Genomic DNA, 14,098 nt, shown 5'->3' on the forward strand with positions numbered 1-14,098 from the left:
CGTCGGGTTATTCTGGGTTGGGGGGCGTCTGCAGGAAAGTGGCGATCCGCGCAACCAGCCTGTGGGCGACCTGCGCCTTGTCCAGCCTGGGCCAGTGTTCGCAGCCCGTGGCGTCGATCACGGTGACCTCGTTTTCCGCGCCGCCCATGATGCCGGTGCCGGGGCTGACGTCATTGGCCACGATCCAGTCACAGCCCTTGCGTGCGCGCTTGGTGGTGGCGTGCGCCAGCACATGCTCGGTTTCCGCGGCAAACCCGATCACCAGTCCGGGCCGTGCAGGGCCGGGCCTGCCCAGTATTGCAAGGATATCGGGATTGGGCACCAGGTGCAGCGCGGGCGGGGGCGCATCTGCCGTTTTCTTGATCTTCTGGGCCGCCGGGGCCACATGCCAGTCGGCCACGGCGGCGGTGCATACGGCAATGTCACACGGGAGCGCATGGCGACAGGCCTCCAGCATGTCGCGGGCCGTTTCCACCCTTATGGTGTGGACGCCCGCCGGGTCGGGCAGGGTGGTGGGACCACTGACCAGCGTTACATCCGCGCCAGCTGCCGCAAGGGCTTCGGCAATGGCGTATCCCTGGGTGCCGGAGGAGCGGTTGGCGATGTAGCGCACGGGGTCGATCGGTTCATGCGTGGGGCCTGCGGTCACCAGCGCGCGGCGGCCAGCCAGTGGCCGGTCGGGTGACAGCGCGCGCAGGATGGCGGCAAGGATCGTCCCCGTTTGGGCAAGGCGCCCCGGCCCGGATTCGTTGCATGCCATGAGACCGGATTCCGGCCCCACGCAATTCACGCCACGCGCGCGTAGTGTTGCGACATTGGCCTGTGTCGCGGCGTGGGTCCACATGCGCACGTTCATGGCCGGGGCCACCAACACAGGCGTATCGGTGGCCAGCAGCACGGTGGTGGCCAGGTCATCGGCCAGCCCGGTGGCCATGCGGGCCAGCAGGTCGGCGGTGGCGGGGCAGACCACGATCAGGTCACTGCCGCGTGACAGGGCGATATGCCCCATCTCGCTTTCATCGGTCAGGGAAAACAGGTCGCTGAAGACGCGTTCACCACTCAGCGCCTGGATGGACATGGGGGTGACGAATCGTGCCCCCGCATCCGTCAGCACCGTACGTACGCGCACGCCGTGTTCGCGCAGCCCGCGAATCAGCTCCAGCGCCTTGTAGGCGGCGATGCCGCCACCCACGACCAGCAGGACGGAACGGGTCGCCCCATTCCCCATCAGATTTTCCAGCCGGAATGGATGGCCGCGATCCCGCCGGACAGGTTCTGGTAGGACACGCGTTCCAGCCCGGCTTCACGCATCATGTCCGCCAGCGTTTCCTGATCGGGGAACATGCGGATGCTTTCGGCCAGGTACTGGTAGCTTTCACGGTCCCCCGCGATCGCGGCCCCCATGCGCGGCAGCACGTGGAAGGACCACGCATCGTAGACCGGGGCGAAGGCCGCGACCTGCACGCGGGAGAATTCAAGGCACAGGAACCGCCCGCCCGGCCGCAGGATGCGACGGGCCTCGCGCAGCACCTGCAGCTTGTCCGTGCAGTTGCGCAGGCCGAACGCGATGGAGACGCGATCGACCGAATTGTCGGCCAGCGGGATGGCCTCGGCATCCACGGCCAGGAAGTTGAGGCCGGAGACAAGCCCGCGCTCCAGTGCGCGGTTGCGGCCCACCGTCAGCATGCTGACATTGATGTCGGACAGGATGGCAGGGCCACCGCCGCCACGCAGCCACCCGAACGAGATGTCCCCCGTGCCGCCCGCAAGGTCGAGCAGGGAGAGATCGGGGTGGGGGCCGAGTTCGTTGACGAAAATCTTCTTCCACGCGCGGTGGATGCCCAGCGACATCACATCGTTCATGATGTCGTATTTGGAGGCCACGCTGTCAAAGACATTGCGGACCAGGGATTTCTTCTCGCGCAACGGCACGTCGCGGAAGCCGAAATCGGTGGTATCCGCGTGGCGGTCATCGGGACGGCCTGCGGAAGGGGAGGGATGGTATGGCTGGCTGATGTCGGTCATGATGAACAAGTATAACCCCAGATGAGGCCATGCCGGAACTCCCTGAAGTCGAAACTGTGATGCGCGGGATGCGAGTGCATCTTGAAGGCCACACCATTTCACGCGCCAGCACGCATCATGGCGGCCTGCGATGGCCGTTTCCGCCCGGTCTGGCGGCAGCGCTGCAGGGGCGCAGGATCGATGGATTCGCCCGGCGGGGGAAATATATCCTCATCACGCTTTCGGGCGGGATGGTCGTGGTGCTGCATCTGGGCATGTCCGGGCGTGTGCTGCTGTCACGCCCCACGGCGGCCGAACGCAACCAGCCGCCGGCATTGCACGAACATCTGGTGATCGAGACGGCGCAGGGCGCGCGCTGCGGGCTGGTGGACCCCCGGCGGTTCGGCATGGTCGACCTGGTCGCGGTGGCGGAGATGGAAAACCACCGCCTGCTGGCGGGCATGGGGCCGGAACCGCTGGGCAGCCGCTTTGATGGCGCATGGCTGGCGGCGCGCGCCCGCGGGCGGCGCACCAGCATCAAGGCCCTGCTGCTGGACCAGCGCGTGGTGGCGGGGCTTGGCAACATATATGTGTCCGAAGCCCTGTTCCGCGCGCGCATCCATCCCGCATGCCCGGCGGGTGCGATCAGCGCGGCGCGACATGAGCGGCTTGCCGCCGAAATCCGCGCCGTGCTGGCGGAGGCAATCGCCGCCGGTGGCTCAAGCCTGCGTGATTACGTGCAACCGGATGGGGAACTGGGCTATTTCCAGCATGCCTGGCGCGTGTACGGGCGGGAAGGGGAAGGCTGCCCCGACTGTCCCGGCCCGCCGGCATGCGACGGGGTGGTCCGGATCACCCAGTCCGGGCGTTCAAGCTTTTTCTGCCCCCGCCAGCAGGGGGTGGAAAATGATTTAGGCAAAGACTTGTCTTGACGAATGGGGTCAGGGTGGACTAGATCGCCAGCCTGATATGGGATGTCCGCAACGATCGGGTGGCGGACCGCCGTAACCTGATTTATGCAGATGAACTGAGAGCAATGGCCAATACAGCATCCGCGCGCAAGCGCATCCGCCAGAACGAAGTCCGCAACGCCCGTAACACGGCACGCCTGTCGCGCGTACGCACCTTCGTCAAGAAGGTCGAGGTCGCCATCGCGACCGGCAAGAAGGACGAGGCCGCCGTTGCGCTGCGCGCCGCACAGCCGGAACTGCAGCGTGCGGTTGGCAAGGGTGTGCTCCACGCCAACACCGTTGCCCGCCGTATCTCGCGCCTGTCCGCACGCATCAAGTCCCTTGTTGCTGCGTAAGGAACGGTTGGTTTCTTTCATCTAAAAGAATGCAGTAAGTAATGAAGAAGGTCGTCTATCGCCATTATTGGCGATAGCGGCCTTTTTTGTTTGTCATTTTCATGTGGTGTGATCGGGTTTTGATGGGCCGGGGGCAGATTCCCGTTGCTTCAGCCGATTCCCTGCTCTACCTTATATGGATAATTCCAACGTCATCTGTCGCCTTGGTCCTGCGGGCCGGGTTGTGGGTCGTGTCAGGTACGCGGCTGGCTTCGTGTCCGCTGCGTGCGGGGCTGGCGGCAGGCGGGAACAGTTATGGATGGAGCGGGGGACGGATGCATGCGCGGGGGCGCGTGGTCCCATGCCCCATGTAGCCGGGAGTGGATATGACGGGCGGACTGGAAGGCTATGACGCGGTTGCGGAAGCCAATGCGCAGAAAAGTGTGCTCGCCATTCACTGGTCGCGCATCTGCGAACGGCTGAAGGCCGAGGTCGGGGAGGTCGAATACCGCACATGGCTGCGCCAGATCACGGTTGGCCCGGTGGAGGAGGACGAGATCACCCTCTACCTGCCAACCCGGTTCCTGCGTGACTGGGTGCGGGGGCAGTATGGCGACCGGCTTGGCACGCTATGGAACGCCGAAGTGCCTGCCATCCGCCGTGTCGAACTGCAGGTCGCCCGTCCCGGCGCCGCACCCGCAACGCCCCCGACGGATGGCGCGGAAGCCCCCGCCACCCTTGCCGCGGCGCGCGGGGACGCCGCTCCCCGTCCGGCAGCCCCCGCCCCGGTCGCGGAAGAGCCGCGCCACGCCGAAGTACGCAGCGATCTTGCCGCCCCGCTGGACCCGCGCTTCACCTTCGATACCTTTGTCGTGGGCAAGCCCAACGAATTCGCCTATGCCTGCGCCCGCCGGGTTGCGGAACGGCCGTCCAGCCCCGGTTTCAACCCGCTGTTCCTGTATGGTGGCGTGGGCTTGGGCAAGACGCACCTCATGCACGCCATTGGCGCCGAACTGCTGCGCGAGGGCAGGGTGTCCGTCGCCTATATGTCGGCGGAAAAGTTCATGTACCGCTTCATCGCGGCCATCCGTTCCCAGTCCACCATGGAATTCAAGGAACAGCTCCGCTCGGTCGACGTGCTGATGATCGACGACCTGCAGTTTCTGATCGGCAAGGACAATACACAGGAAGAATTCTTCCACACCTTCAACGCGCTGGTCGATGCGGGGCGGCAGATCGTGGTTTCGGCCGACAAGTCGCCGTCCGACCTGTCGGGGCTGGAGGACAGGCTGCGCACCCGCCTTGGCTGCGGCATGGTGGCCGACATCCACGCCACCACGTTCGAGCTGCGTATCTCCATCCTTGAGGCCAAGGCCAGCGCATCCGGCGTGATTGTGCCCGCCAAGGTGCTGGAATTCCTTGCCCACAAGATCACGTCGAACGTGCGCGAGCTTGAGGGCGCGCTGAACCGCCTGATCGCGCACGCCAACCTGTTTGGCCGTCCCGTGACGCTGGAGGCGACGCAGGACGTGCTGCATGACATCCTCAAGGCGCATGACCGCCGTGTCACCATTGAGGAAATCCAGCGCAAGGTGGCCGAGCACTGGAATATCCGCCTGACCGACATGTCCTCGGCCCGGCGCGCGCGCGCCGTGGCGCGGCCGCGACAGGTGGCGATGTACCTGGCCAAGCAGCTGACCAGCCGTTCCCTGCCCGAGATCGGGCGCAAGTTCGGCAACCGTGACCATACGACGGTCATGCACGCGGTGACCCGGGTGACGGAACTGATGGAACAGGACCCCGCCTTTGCCGAGGATGTGGAACTGCTGCGACGCATGCTGGAAAGCTGAATGAATTTAGGATTCAACGGCCTCTTTACCGGGATTGCCCGGGGCTGCTAGGATGGTCGCCCCCCGTCTGCACGTATGCCTGGCGTGACGGGACGGGATGTGGAGGATATCGTACCGATGAAGTTGAAGGCCGACCGCGTAACGCTGCTCAAGGCACTGGCCCATATCCAGAGCGTTGCCGAGAAGCGCAATACCATCCCCATCCTGGCCAACGTGCTGATCAACGTCGTGGACGGCGCCATGACCCTGACCGCCACCGACATGGAAATTGCGGTGGTCGAAGGGGTGGCGGCCGAAACCAGGCGTGATGGCGCGGTCACAGCGCCGGCGGCTGTCCTGTATGAAATCGTGCGCAAGCTGCCCGATGGCGCACAGGTCGAACTGGACCATGCCGGGGGCGACGCGCCGCTGGGCCTGCGGGCGGGCCGGTTCGCAACCAGCCTGAACGTGCTGGACGTGGACGACTTCCCGTCCATGATGGCGGGGAACCTGCCGCATGAATTCAGTATCCCGGCACAAGTGCTGCGTGGCCTGATCGACCGCACGCGCTTCGCGATTTCCACCGAGGAGACGCGCTACTACCTCAACGGCATCTTCCTGCACGTGGCCGAAGGCGACGCGGGGCAGGTGCTGCGCGCGGTGGCGACGGACGGGCATCGTCTGGCCCGGGTGGAAACCGAACTGCCCGCGGGCAGCGCCGGCATGCCCGGCGTGATCGTGCCGCGCAAGACGGTGGCCGAACTGCGCAAGCTGCTGGAGGAAGGCCCGGAGCAGGTTGACGTTGCCCTGTCCGATACCCGCATCCAGTTTTCCATCGACAACATCACGCTGACATCCAAGCTGATTGACGGCACGTTCCCCGAATATGAGCGCGTGATCCCGCACGGGAATGACAAGATCCTGCGCGTGGGCAAGAAGATCTTTTCCGACGCCGTATCCCGTGTGGCCGCGATCAGTCAGGAACGCTCCCGCCCGGTCAAGCTGAGCATGGCGCGCAACCTGCTGACCCTGTCCGCCGCCAGCCAGGACCAGGGCACCGCGACGGAAGAGCTGGACGAAAACCACGTCTCCTATGATGCCGCCCCCATCGAGATCGGTTTTCAGGCGCGGTACCTGAACGACATTACCGACCAGGTGGAAAAGGAAGTGGAATTCGCCTTTTCCGACAGTTCCGCCCCCACCATCGTGCGTGATGTGGACAGCCCGTCCGCGCTGTATGTCCTGATGCCGATGCGCGTGTGACCACGCGCGGCCGTCTGGTCGCATGGCCTGCGTAACGCGGCTGGTCCTTACGGATTTCCGTAATTACCACCATCTTTCATGGAAACCGGCATGCCCGGTCACGGTCATTACCGGCCCGAATGGCAGCGGCAAGACCAACCTGCTTGAAGCGGTGTCGCTGCTGGTGCCCGGGCGTGGCCTGCGGGGCGCGCGCATGGATGAACTGCCCCGGAACAACGCCACCCTGTGGGGTGTCGCAGCCGATGTGACGGCGCAGTGGGGTGATGATGCCCTGTCCATCCAGATCGCCACCGGGGCAGATCCCGTCCGGCCTGAACGGCGGGCGTTCCGCGTGGATGGGCAGGCCCTGCGCAATCGTGACGCTGTGGGGGAATATTTTTCCGCCGTATGGCTGACACCGCAGATGGATCGCCTGTTTCAGGAGGGGGCAGGCGGTCGCCGCCGTTTTCTGGACCGGCTGGTGCTGGCGCTTGAACCCGGCCATGCGCGGGAACTGGCGGCCCATGACCGCGCGATGATGCAGCGCAGCCGCCTGCTGGCGCAGCACGGGGCGGATAAGGACTGGCTGGCCGCCCTTGAACGCACCATGGCGCGTCATGCCGTGGCGGCGGTCGCGGCCCGGGTGGATATGGTGGCGCGCCTGAACGCGGATGAGCAGGCGGTGGCAGATGGCTTTCCCGCCGCGTGGCTGGAACTGGATTGCCCGATTGCCGACCGGCTGCGCGCAATGCCCGCCCTTGCGGTGGAGGACTGGCTGGCGGAACAGATCGCGGCCATGCGCATGATCGACCGCCAGCGCGGGGGCAGCCGCCTTGGCGCGCATCGCACCGACCTGCGCATGGCCGACCGGCTGAGCCTGCGTCCGGCCGGCCAGTCCAGCACGGGCCAGCAGAAGGCGCTGCTGCTGGGTATTGTCCTGTCGCATGCGCGCATCCTTGCGGCGTGCCGGGGGCAGATGCCGATGCTTCTGCTGGATGAACCGCTGGTGCATCTGGATGCCGTGCGGCGCGACGCCCTGTTTCAGGCCATCGGGCGGATGGAGACCGGCGTGTTCCTGACCGGAACGGATGCTGAACAGTTCGCGCCGTTGCGCCAGATTGCCGAATTCGTGACGCCGGGTGCGGGTAATCTTGCGCCGCGTGCATGATTTCGGTGGGGAATGCTGGTTACGCCGGGTGGTTCAGGCTATAATGCGTTCTGTTATTTTGTTGTTATCCGCTGTGGAGCATCTGCCGGCATGTCCGATCAATCCAGTCCCGATCAGAAACACGATGCCGAGGCCGTGGGGGGCGTGACACCCGCCGCGGACTACGATGCGGCATCCATCTCGGTTCTGCGGGGGCTGGACGCGGTGCGCAAGCGGCCCGGCATGTATATCGGTGATACCGATGACGGCTCGGGCCTGCACCACATGGCGTTCGAGATCATTGATAACGCCGTGGATGAGGCGCAGGCAGGCTTTGCCACGACCTGTATCGTGACCCTCAACGGGGATGGCAGCGTCAGCGTGCGTGATGACGGGCGCGGCATCCCGACCGACATGCATCATGAAGAAGGGGTGAGCGCGGCCGAAGTCGTGCTGACCAAGCTGCATGCGGGTGGCAAGTTCAACCAGAATTCCTACAAGGTATCGGGCGGCCTGCATGGCGTGGGCGCGGCCGTGGTCAATGCGCTGTCGGAATGGATGGAAGTCCGCATCTGGCGCGATGGCAAGGAACATGTAATCCGCTTTCGCGCGGGCGAGCGGGATGAACCGCTGCGCGTGGTGGGGGAAAGCCGTGAGCCGACCGGCACGCAGGTCACGTTCAAGCCCAGTGCCGAAACGTTCGCCAGGGTGGAATTCGAATTCCCGATTCTCGAACGCCGCCTGCGTGAACTGGCCTTCCTCAATTCCGGGCTGAAAATCGTCCTGCGTGACGAACGCCATAGCCCGGCGCGTGAGGAGAAATTCCATTACGAGGGCGGGCTGTGCGCCTTTGTCGAATGGCTGGACCAGGGCAAGAACGCGATTGTCGAGCCGCCGATTACCGGCAGCCTGCAGAATGAAGAAAACGGCATCAAGGTCGAATTCGCCCTGACATGGAACGACAGCTTCCATGAAACCATGCTGTGCTTCACCAACAACATCCCCCAGCGTGATGGCGGGTCGCACCTGGCCGGTTTCCGGCAGGCGCTGACCCGCGTGGTCGGTCGCTATGCCGAAGCGAACGCCAGCAAGAAGGACAGCCACGCCCTGAATGGCGAGGACATGCGCGAGGGCCTGACCGCCGTGCTGTCGGTCAAGGTGCCGGACCCCAAATTCTCGTCACAGACCAAGGACAAGCTGGTCTCATCCGAAGTGCAGCCGGTGGTGCACGCCGCCGCGGCCGACATGATCTCCCACTGGTTTGAAACCCACCCCAAGGAAGCCCGCCACATCGTGGCCAAGGTGATGGATGCGGCCGCCGCGCGTGAGGCGGCGCGGCGCGCGCGTGAACTGACGCGGCGCAAGGGGGTGCTGGACATCTCCTCCCTGCCGGGCAAGCTGGCTGACTGTCAGGAACGCGACCCCGCCAGGTCCGAACTGTTTATCGTCGAGGGTGACTCGGCCGGAGGCACCGCCAAGCAGGGACGCGACCGGCGGTTCCAGGCCATCCTGCCGCTGAAGGGCAAGATCCTGAATGTCGAACGCGCGCGTTTCGACCGCATGCTGGGTTCGGCTGAAATCGGGACGCTGATTACCGCGCTGGGCACCGGCATTGGCCGGGGTGATGTGGAACATGGCGGCTTTTCCATCGAAAAGCTGCGTTACCACCGCATCGTCATCATGACCGACGCCGACGTGGATGGATCGCATATCCGCACGCTGCTGCTGACCTTCTTCTTCCGGCAGATGCCCGAACTGATTGAAAACGGGTACCTGTATATCGCCCAGCCACCGCTGTACCGCGCCAAGCGCGGCAATGACGAGCGCTACCTGAAGGATGACGCGGCGCTGGAATCCTACCTGCTGGACAAGGCGCTGGCCAATGCCACGCTGCGCTATGCCGACGGGCGCGAGATCGGGGGCGAGGCCATGCGCGCCGACGTGATGTTCATCCGTGACGTGACCCGTGCGCTGTCGCGCCTGTCGGCACGGGTGCCGGTCTGGATTCTGGAACAGGCGGCGATTGCGGGCGTGCTGCGGGCCGACCCGCAGGCGGTGCCGGAACGGGTGGTTGACCTGCAGGCACGGCTGGATGCGGTGTCGCCGCCTGCCGAACGCGGGTGGAAGGTGGCCGTCAGTGACAGCGGCCTGGAAATGGCCCGCAGCGTGCGTGGGGTCGGCGAGGTCTACCGCCTTGAGGCCTTGGCCCTGCGCAGCGCGGAAGTGCGCTGGCTGGCTGACCGCCATGACCGTCTGGTGGCTGATTTCGCAGGGCCGGTGCAACTGGTGATCGACGGCCATCCCCAGCCCTTCAACGGGCCGGCATCGCTGTATGAACGGATTCTGGCCCAGGGCCGCAAGGGCCTGTCCATCAACCGCTTCAAGGGCCTGGGGGAAATGAACGACGAACAGCTGTGGGAAACCACGCTGGACCCCGCCATGCGCACCCTGCTGCAGGTCAAGGTGGGCGATGTGGAAAACGCGGCGCAGGTCTTTTCCACCCTGATGGGCGACGTGGTCGAACCCCGCCGCGACTTCATTGTCGGCAATGCGCTGAAGGTTGCCAACCTCGACGTCTGATCGGTTACGCGGGCACCAGTTCGGCGGCCAGATGGGGGATTTCGGAAATGGAATCGGCGCCGACCGTAGCGCCCGCCTCCATTTCGGGGCGGCCATAGCCCCAGCGGGCGAAAATGGCGGGGACATGCGCGCCGATGGCGGTGGCCATGTCGTTATGGTGGTCGCCGGTCATGATCGCGCGCTTCGGGTCGCCATGCGCCATCTCGATCGTGCCAAGCAGGTGGCGCGGATCGGGCTTGCGCACGCTGAAGCTGTCGCCGCCGCCCACGGCCACGAACCATTTTTCCAGATCAAGGACCTGCAGTATGTGGCGTGCGGCGGCGACGGGCTTGTTGGTGCATACGGCCATCTGCCACCCTGCGGCCCGCAGGTCTTCCAGCATGCCGGCAGTGCCGGGAAAGGGGCGGGACAGGTCGGTTGAATGGGGCGTGTAGTCGGCCATGTAGCGCCGGGTTGCTTCGGCCACGTCAATGCCCGTGGTGGCGGACCCCGCATGGACCAGCAGGCGGCTGACCAGGGCTGCCACGCCATCGCCAATCATGGGGCGGACCTGTTCCACGGCTATGGATGGCAGGCCGTAATGGGCCAGAAGCCGGTTGGCGCAGGCCGCAAGATCGGGAAGGCTGTCGATCAGCGTGCCGTCCATGTCAAAAACGGCAAGGCGGGGCGGGAGAGAGGTCATCATGAACGCCTTTGAGTATGTGAATGAAGTAGCAATCGGAAATTCTAAGTGATGGTATCGCGCGCGCATAAGGGTTTGACAGGGTGCGCAGGTGCGGAGTACCCGCACACTGCCATGGATACCCAGACCGATACCGCAGTATCTCCCCCCGCACGCGCCCTGTCGACCGCCGTCATACTGGCGGCGGGTCGCGGCACGCGCATGAAATCGCAGCTTCCCAAGGTCATGCACCCGCTGGCGGGGCAGCCCATGCTGCGTTACCTGCTTGATAATGCAGCCCAGGTCTTTGACCGCATTGTCGTGGTGGTGGGGCCGGGCATGGGCGACGTGGCCGCCCTTGCCGCCCCGCATCAGGTCGTGGTGCAGGTGGACCGTCTTGGCACCGGCCATGCCGCCCGTCAGGCCGAAGCCCTGTTTGGCGATGGTGATGTCGCGGTCCTGTATGGCGATAACCCCCTGATTACGCCCGATACGATGCGCGCCCTTCTGGCGCAGCGCCGCAGCGGAGATACCGGCCTTGCCCTGCTGGCCATGGAACCCGCCGACCCGGCGCGTTACGGTCGCGTTGTGGCCCATGACGGGCGGGTTGAGCGGATCGTGGAATGGGCGGACGCCACACCGGCCCAGCGGGCGATCCGGCTGTGCAATGCGGGCGTACTGTGCGCCGATGCGGTCGATTTCCGCCGCTGGCTGGATGAAATCAATAACGACAACGCGCAGGGCGAGTACTATCTGGGCGACGTGGTGGCGCGCGCCGTGGCGGATGGCCGCAGCGTGCGCGCGGTCGTGGCCCCGGAAGATGAATTGCGTGGCATCAATTCCCGCGCCGAACTGGCGCAGGCCGAAGCCAGCGTGCAGGCGCGGCTACGGCAGGCGGTAATGGATGGCGGTACCACGCTTGTCGCCCCTGAAACCGTCTTCCTGTGTGCCGATACCGTGCTGGAACCCGATACGGTGGTGCATCCCAACGTGGTGTTCGGCCCCGGCGTGCATGTGAAAAGTGGCGCGGAAATCCATGCCTTTTCGCACGTTGAGGGGGCAACCGTCGGCCCGGATGCGCAGATCGGTCCCTATGCCCGCCTGCGTCCCGGCAGCGACGTGGGGGCAAAGGCGCGCGTGGGCAATTTCGTGGAAATCAAGGCCACGACGCTGGGGGCGGGGGCCAAGGCCAGTCACCTGACCTATCTGGGCAACGCCACGGTGGGCAGCGGGGCCAATATCGGGGCGGGCACCATCACCTGCAATTATGACGGCGTGTTCAAGCACCGGACCGAAATTGGCGCGGACAGCTTCATCGGCTCGGATTCCGTGCTGGTTGCCCCCGTCAGGCTGGGGGCCGGCGTAATTACGGCGGCCGGCAGCGTGATTACCCATGACGTGCCAGATGACGCCATGGCCGTTGGCCGGGCACGGCAGGCCAACAAGGCGGGACATGCCGCATTGTTTCGCGAACGGCTGAAGAACAGGAAGGAACGGGGCTGATGTGTGGCATTGTAGGGGTTGTCGGCAGCAGTCAGGCCACGCCGGTTATTCTGGATGCCCTGCGCAGGCTGGAATATCGCGGTTATGATTCCGCGGGGATCGCCACGCTGGAAGACGGCCATGTTGAACGCCGGCGCGCGGCGGGCAAGCTGGACCATCTGGCGACACTTCTGGCGCGCATGCCGCTGCCGGGCGTGACCGGCATCGGCCACACGCGCTGGGCCACGCATGGCGCGCCTACCGAAAACAATGCCCATCCCCACGGGACGGAGCGCGTGTCGGTCGTCCATAACGGCATTATCGAGAATTTCGAGGAACTGCGCCACGAACTTGAGGCGGCAGGCCAGGTCTTTTCAACCGATACCGACAGCGAGACGATCGCCCAGCTGGTCGATTACCACCTGCAGCGCGGCCTGTCCCCGCGGGAGGCCGCGCATGAATGCCTCAAGCGGCTGGAAGGCGCCTATGCGCTGGCCATGATCTTCGCGGGGCATGATGGCATGGTCATCGGCGCGCGCCACGGCGCGCCGCTGGTGGTGGGCTTTGGCGATAACGAGATGTTCCTTGGTTCCGACAGCCTGGCGCTGGCGCCACTGACGCGCCGCATCGCCTATCTGGATGACGGGGACTGGACCGTGGTGACGCCCGCTGGCGCCGCGTTCTTTGACATGGCGGGCAACCCGGTCGAACGCCCGGTCCGGCTGACCGCGCTGATCGCGGCATCGGTCGGCAAGGACGGCTACCGGCACTATATGGAAAAGGAACTGCACGAGCATCCCGTCGTGATCGGGCAGACCCTGCAGCGCCTGGTTGACCCGGCCACCCGCCGCGTCGTGATGCCGGACCTGCCATTTGATCTTGCGGCCATTCCGCGCGTGGTCCTGACCGCCTGCGGGTCGGCTTTTTACGCGGGCATGATCGGGCGGTACTGGATCGAGCAGTACGCGCGCCTGCCGGTCGATATCGACGTGGCGAGCGAGATGCGCTACCGCAACCCGCCACTGGCCAAAGACGGGCTTGGCCTGCTGATTTCCCAGTCGGGCGAGACGGCGGACACGCTGGCCGCCCTGCGCGGCATGCGGGCGGCGGGGCAGCATATCGTCTCGGTCCTCAATGTGGAACAGAGCAGCATGGCACGTGAGAGCGACGCCGTGCTGGGCACCGTGGCGGGGCCAGAAATATCGGTCGCCAGCACCAAGGCCTTTACCGCGCAGCTTTCCGTCCTGGCCTGCCTGACCATCGCCCTGGGCCGTGCGCGCGGGCTGATTACCGCGCAGCAGGAAGAAGGCATGGTGACCGCCCTGCTGGACCTGCCCAGCAAGGCGACCGAGGTATTCGAACGCCATGATGAAATCCGCCGCATGGCCACCATCGTGGCGGATGCGCGCGACGTACTCTATCTTGGCCGTGGGGCGATGTTCCCCGTGGCGCTGGAAGGGGCGCTGAAGCTCAAGGAAATTACGTATATCCACGCCGAGGCCTATGCCGCGGGCGAGATGAAGCACGGCCCGATCTCACTGATCGACAGCACGGTGCCGGTGGTGGCGACCGTGCCATCCGGTCCCCTGTTTGAAAAAACGCTGTCCAACCTGCAGGAAGCGAAGGCACGTGGTGGCCGCCTGCTGGTATTCACGGACATGGCGGGGGCGCCGCGCCTGCGTGAGATCGCGGAATGCGTGGTGGCGATCCCGACAGTGGATGAATTCGTGGCCCCGATCCTGCAGACCATCCCGGTACAGATCCTGGCCTATGAAGTCGCCCTGCTGAAGGGCACGGACGTGGACCAGCCGCGCAACCTCGCCAAATCCGTGACTGTTGAATAGACACATGGGCCATAACCGGCACAA

11 protein-coding genes are annotated in these 14,098 nt (G+C 65.2%); 8 read left to right on the top strand and 3 right to left on the bottom strand.

Annotation, left to right across the window (positions count from 1 at the left end; genetic code table 11):
- Positions 1-7: 7 nt before the first annotated feature.
- Together coaBC and CFR76_RS09360 are read right to left on the bottom strand one after the other, a co-directional pair.
- On the bottom strand, positions 8-1,228 hold the full coding sequence (gene coaBC, locus CFR76_RS09355; RefSeq protein ID WP_110556899.1) for a bifunctional phosphopantothenoylcysteine decarboxylase/phosphopantothenate--cysteine ligase CoaBC: 1,221 nt from the start codon (positions 1,226-1,228) through the stop codon (positions 8-10).
- Entirely contained in the window at positions 1,228-2,025 is a 798-nt protein-coding gene (locus CFR76_RS09360; protein ID WP_110556946.1) for a class I SAM-dependent methyltransferase, read from the bottom strand. Before CFR76_RS09360 ends, coaBC begins: the two co-directional genes overlap by 1 nt.
- Positions 2,026-2,054: 29 nt before the next feature.
- Between CFR76_RS09360 and mutM the strand changes: the two genes are divergently transcribed.
- The 6 genes from mutM (at position 2,055) to gyrB (ending at position 10,087) form a co-directional block, all read left to right on the top strand.
- Entirely contained in the window at positions 2,055-2,936 is an 882-nt protein-coding gene (mutM, locus tag CFR76_RS09365) for a bifunctional DNA-formamidopyrimidine glycosylase/DNA-(apurinic or apyrimidinic site) lyase (RefSeq protein ID WP_110556900.1), read from the top strand.
- Positions 2,937-3,040: 104 nt separating this feature from the next.
- Positions 3,041-3,310, top strand: a complete 270-nt coding sequence (gene rpsT / locus CFR76_RS09370) for a 30S ribosomal protein S20 (RefSeq protein ID WP_025437878.1) — start codon at positions 3,041-3,043, stop codon at positions 3,308-3,310.
- A 365-nt stretch (positions 3,311-3,675) separates the two neighbouring features.
- On the top strand, positions 3,676-5,139 hold the full coding sequence (gene dnaA, locus CFR76_RS09375; protein ID WP_110556901.1) for a chromosomal replication initiator protein DnaA: 1,464 nt from the start codon (positions 3,676-3,678) through the stop codon (positions 5,137-5,139).
- A gap of 117 nt (positions 5,140-5,256) precedes the next feature.
- On the top strand, positions 5,257-6,381 hold the full coding sequence (gene dnaN / locus CFR76_RS09380; RefSeq protein ID WP_110556947.1) for a DNA polymerase III subunit beta: 1,125 nt from the start codon (positions 5,257-5,259) through the stop codon (positions 6,379-6,381).
- Between the two features lie 22 nt (positions 6,382-6,403).
- Entirely contained in the window at positions 6,404-7,528 is a 1,125-nt protein-coding gene (gene recF / locus CFR76_RS09385) for a DNA replication/repair protein RecF (RefSeq protein WP_110556902.1), read from the top strand.
- Between the two features lie 90 nt (positions 7,529-7,618).
- Positions 7,619-10,087, top strand: a complete 2,469-nt coding sequence (gyrB, locus tag CFR76_RS09390; RefSeq protein ID WP_208623961.1) for a DNA topoisomerase (ATP-hydrolyzing) subunit B — start codon at positions 7,619-7,621, stop codon at positions 10,085-10,087.
- A 4-nt stretch (positions 10,088-10,091) separates the two neighbouring features.
- Here the strand turns inward: gyrB and gph are convergent, their stop codons facing one another.
- A complete protein-coding gene (gph, locus tag CFR76_RS09395) occupies positions 10,092-10,772 on the bottom strand; it encodes a phosphoglycolate phosphatase (protein ID WP_110556904.1) in 681 nt (226 codons plus the stop codon).
- Between the two features lie 111 nt (positions 10,773-10,883).
- Between gph and glmU the strand changes: the two genes are divergently transcribed.
- Both glmU and glmS read left to right on the top strand, forming a co-directional pair.
- Positions 10,884-12,251, top strand: a complete 1,368-nt coding sequence (gene glmU / locus CFR76_RS09400) for a bifunctional UDP-N-acetylglucosamine diphosphorylase/glucosamine-1-phosphate N-acetyltransferase GlmU (protein WP_110556905.1) — start codon at positions 10,884-10,886, stop codon at positions 12,249-12,251.
- Positions 12,251-14,074, top strand: coding sequence for a glutamine--fructose-6-phosphate transaminase (isomerizing) (gene glmS, locus CFR76_RS09405; RefSeq protein WP_110556906.1), 1,824 nt, complete (start codon positions 12,251-12,253; stop codon positions 14,072-14,074). The genes glmU and glmS overlap by 1 nt, the downstream gene beginning before the upstream one ends.
- Positions 14,075-14,098 lie beyond the last annotated feature (24 nt).

Origin of the sequence: Komagataeibacter swingsii (genome assembly GCF_003207895.1) — a bacterium.
GTDB lineage: Bacteria > Pseudomonadota > Alphaproteobacteria > Acetobacterales > Acetobacteraceae > Komagataeibacter > Komagataeibacter swingsii.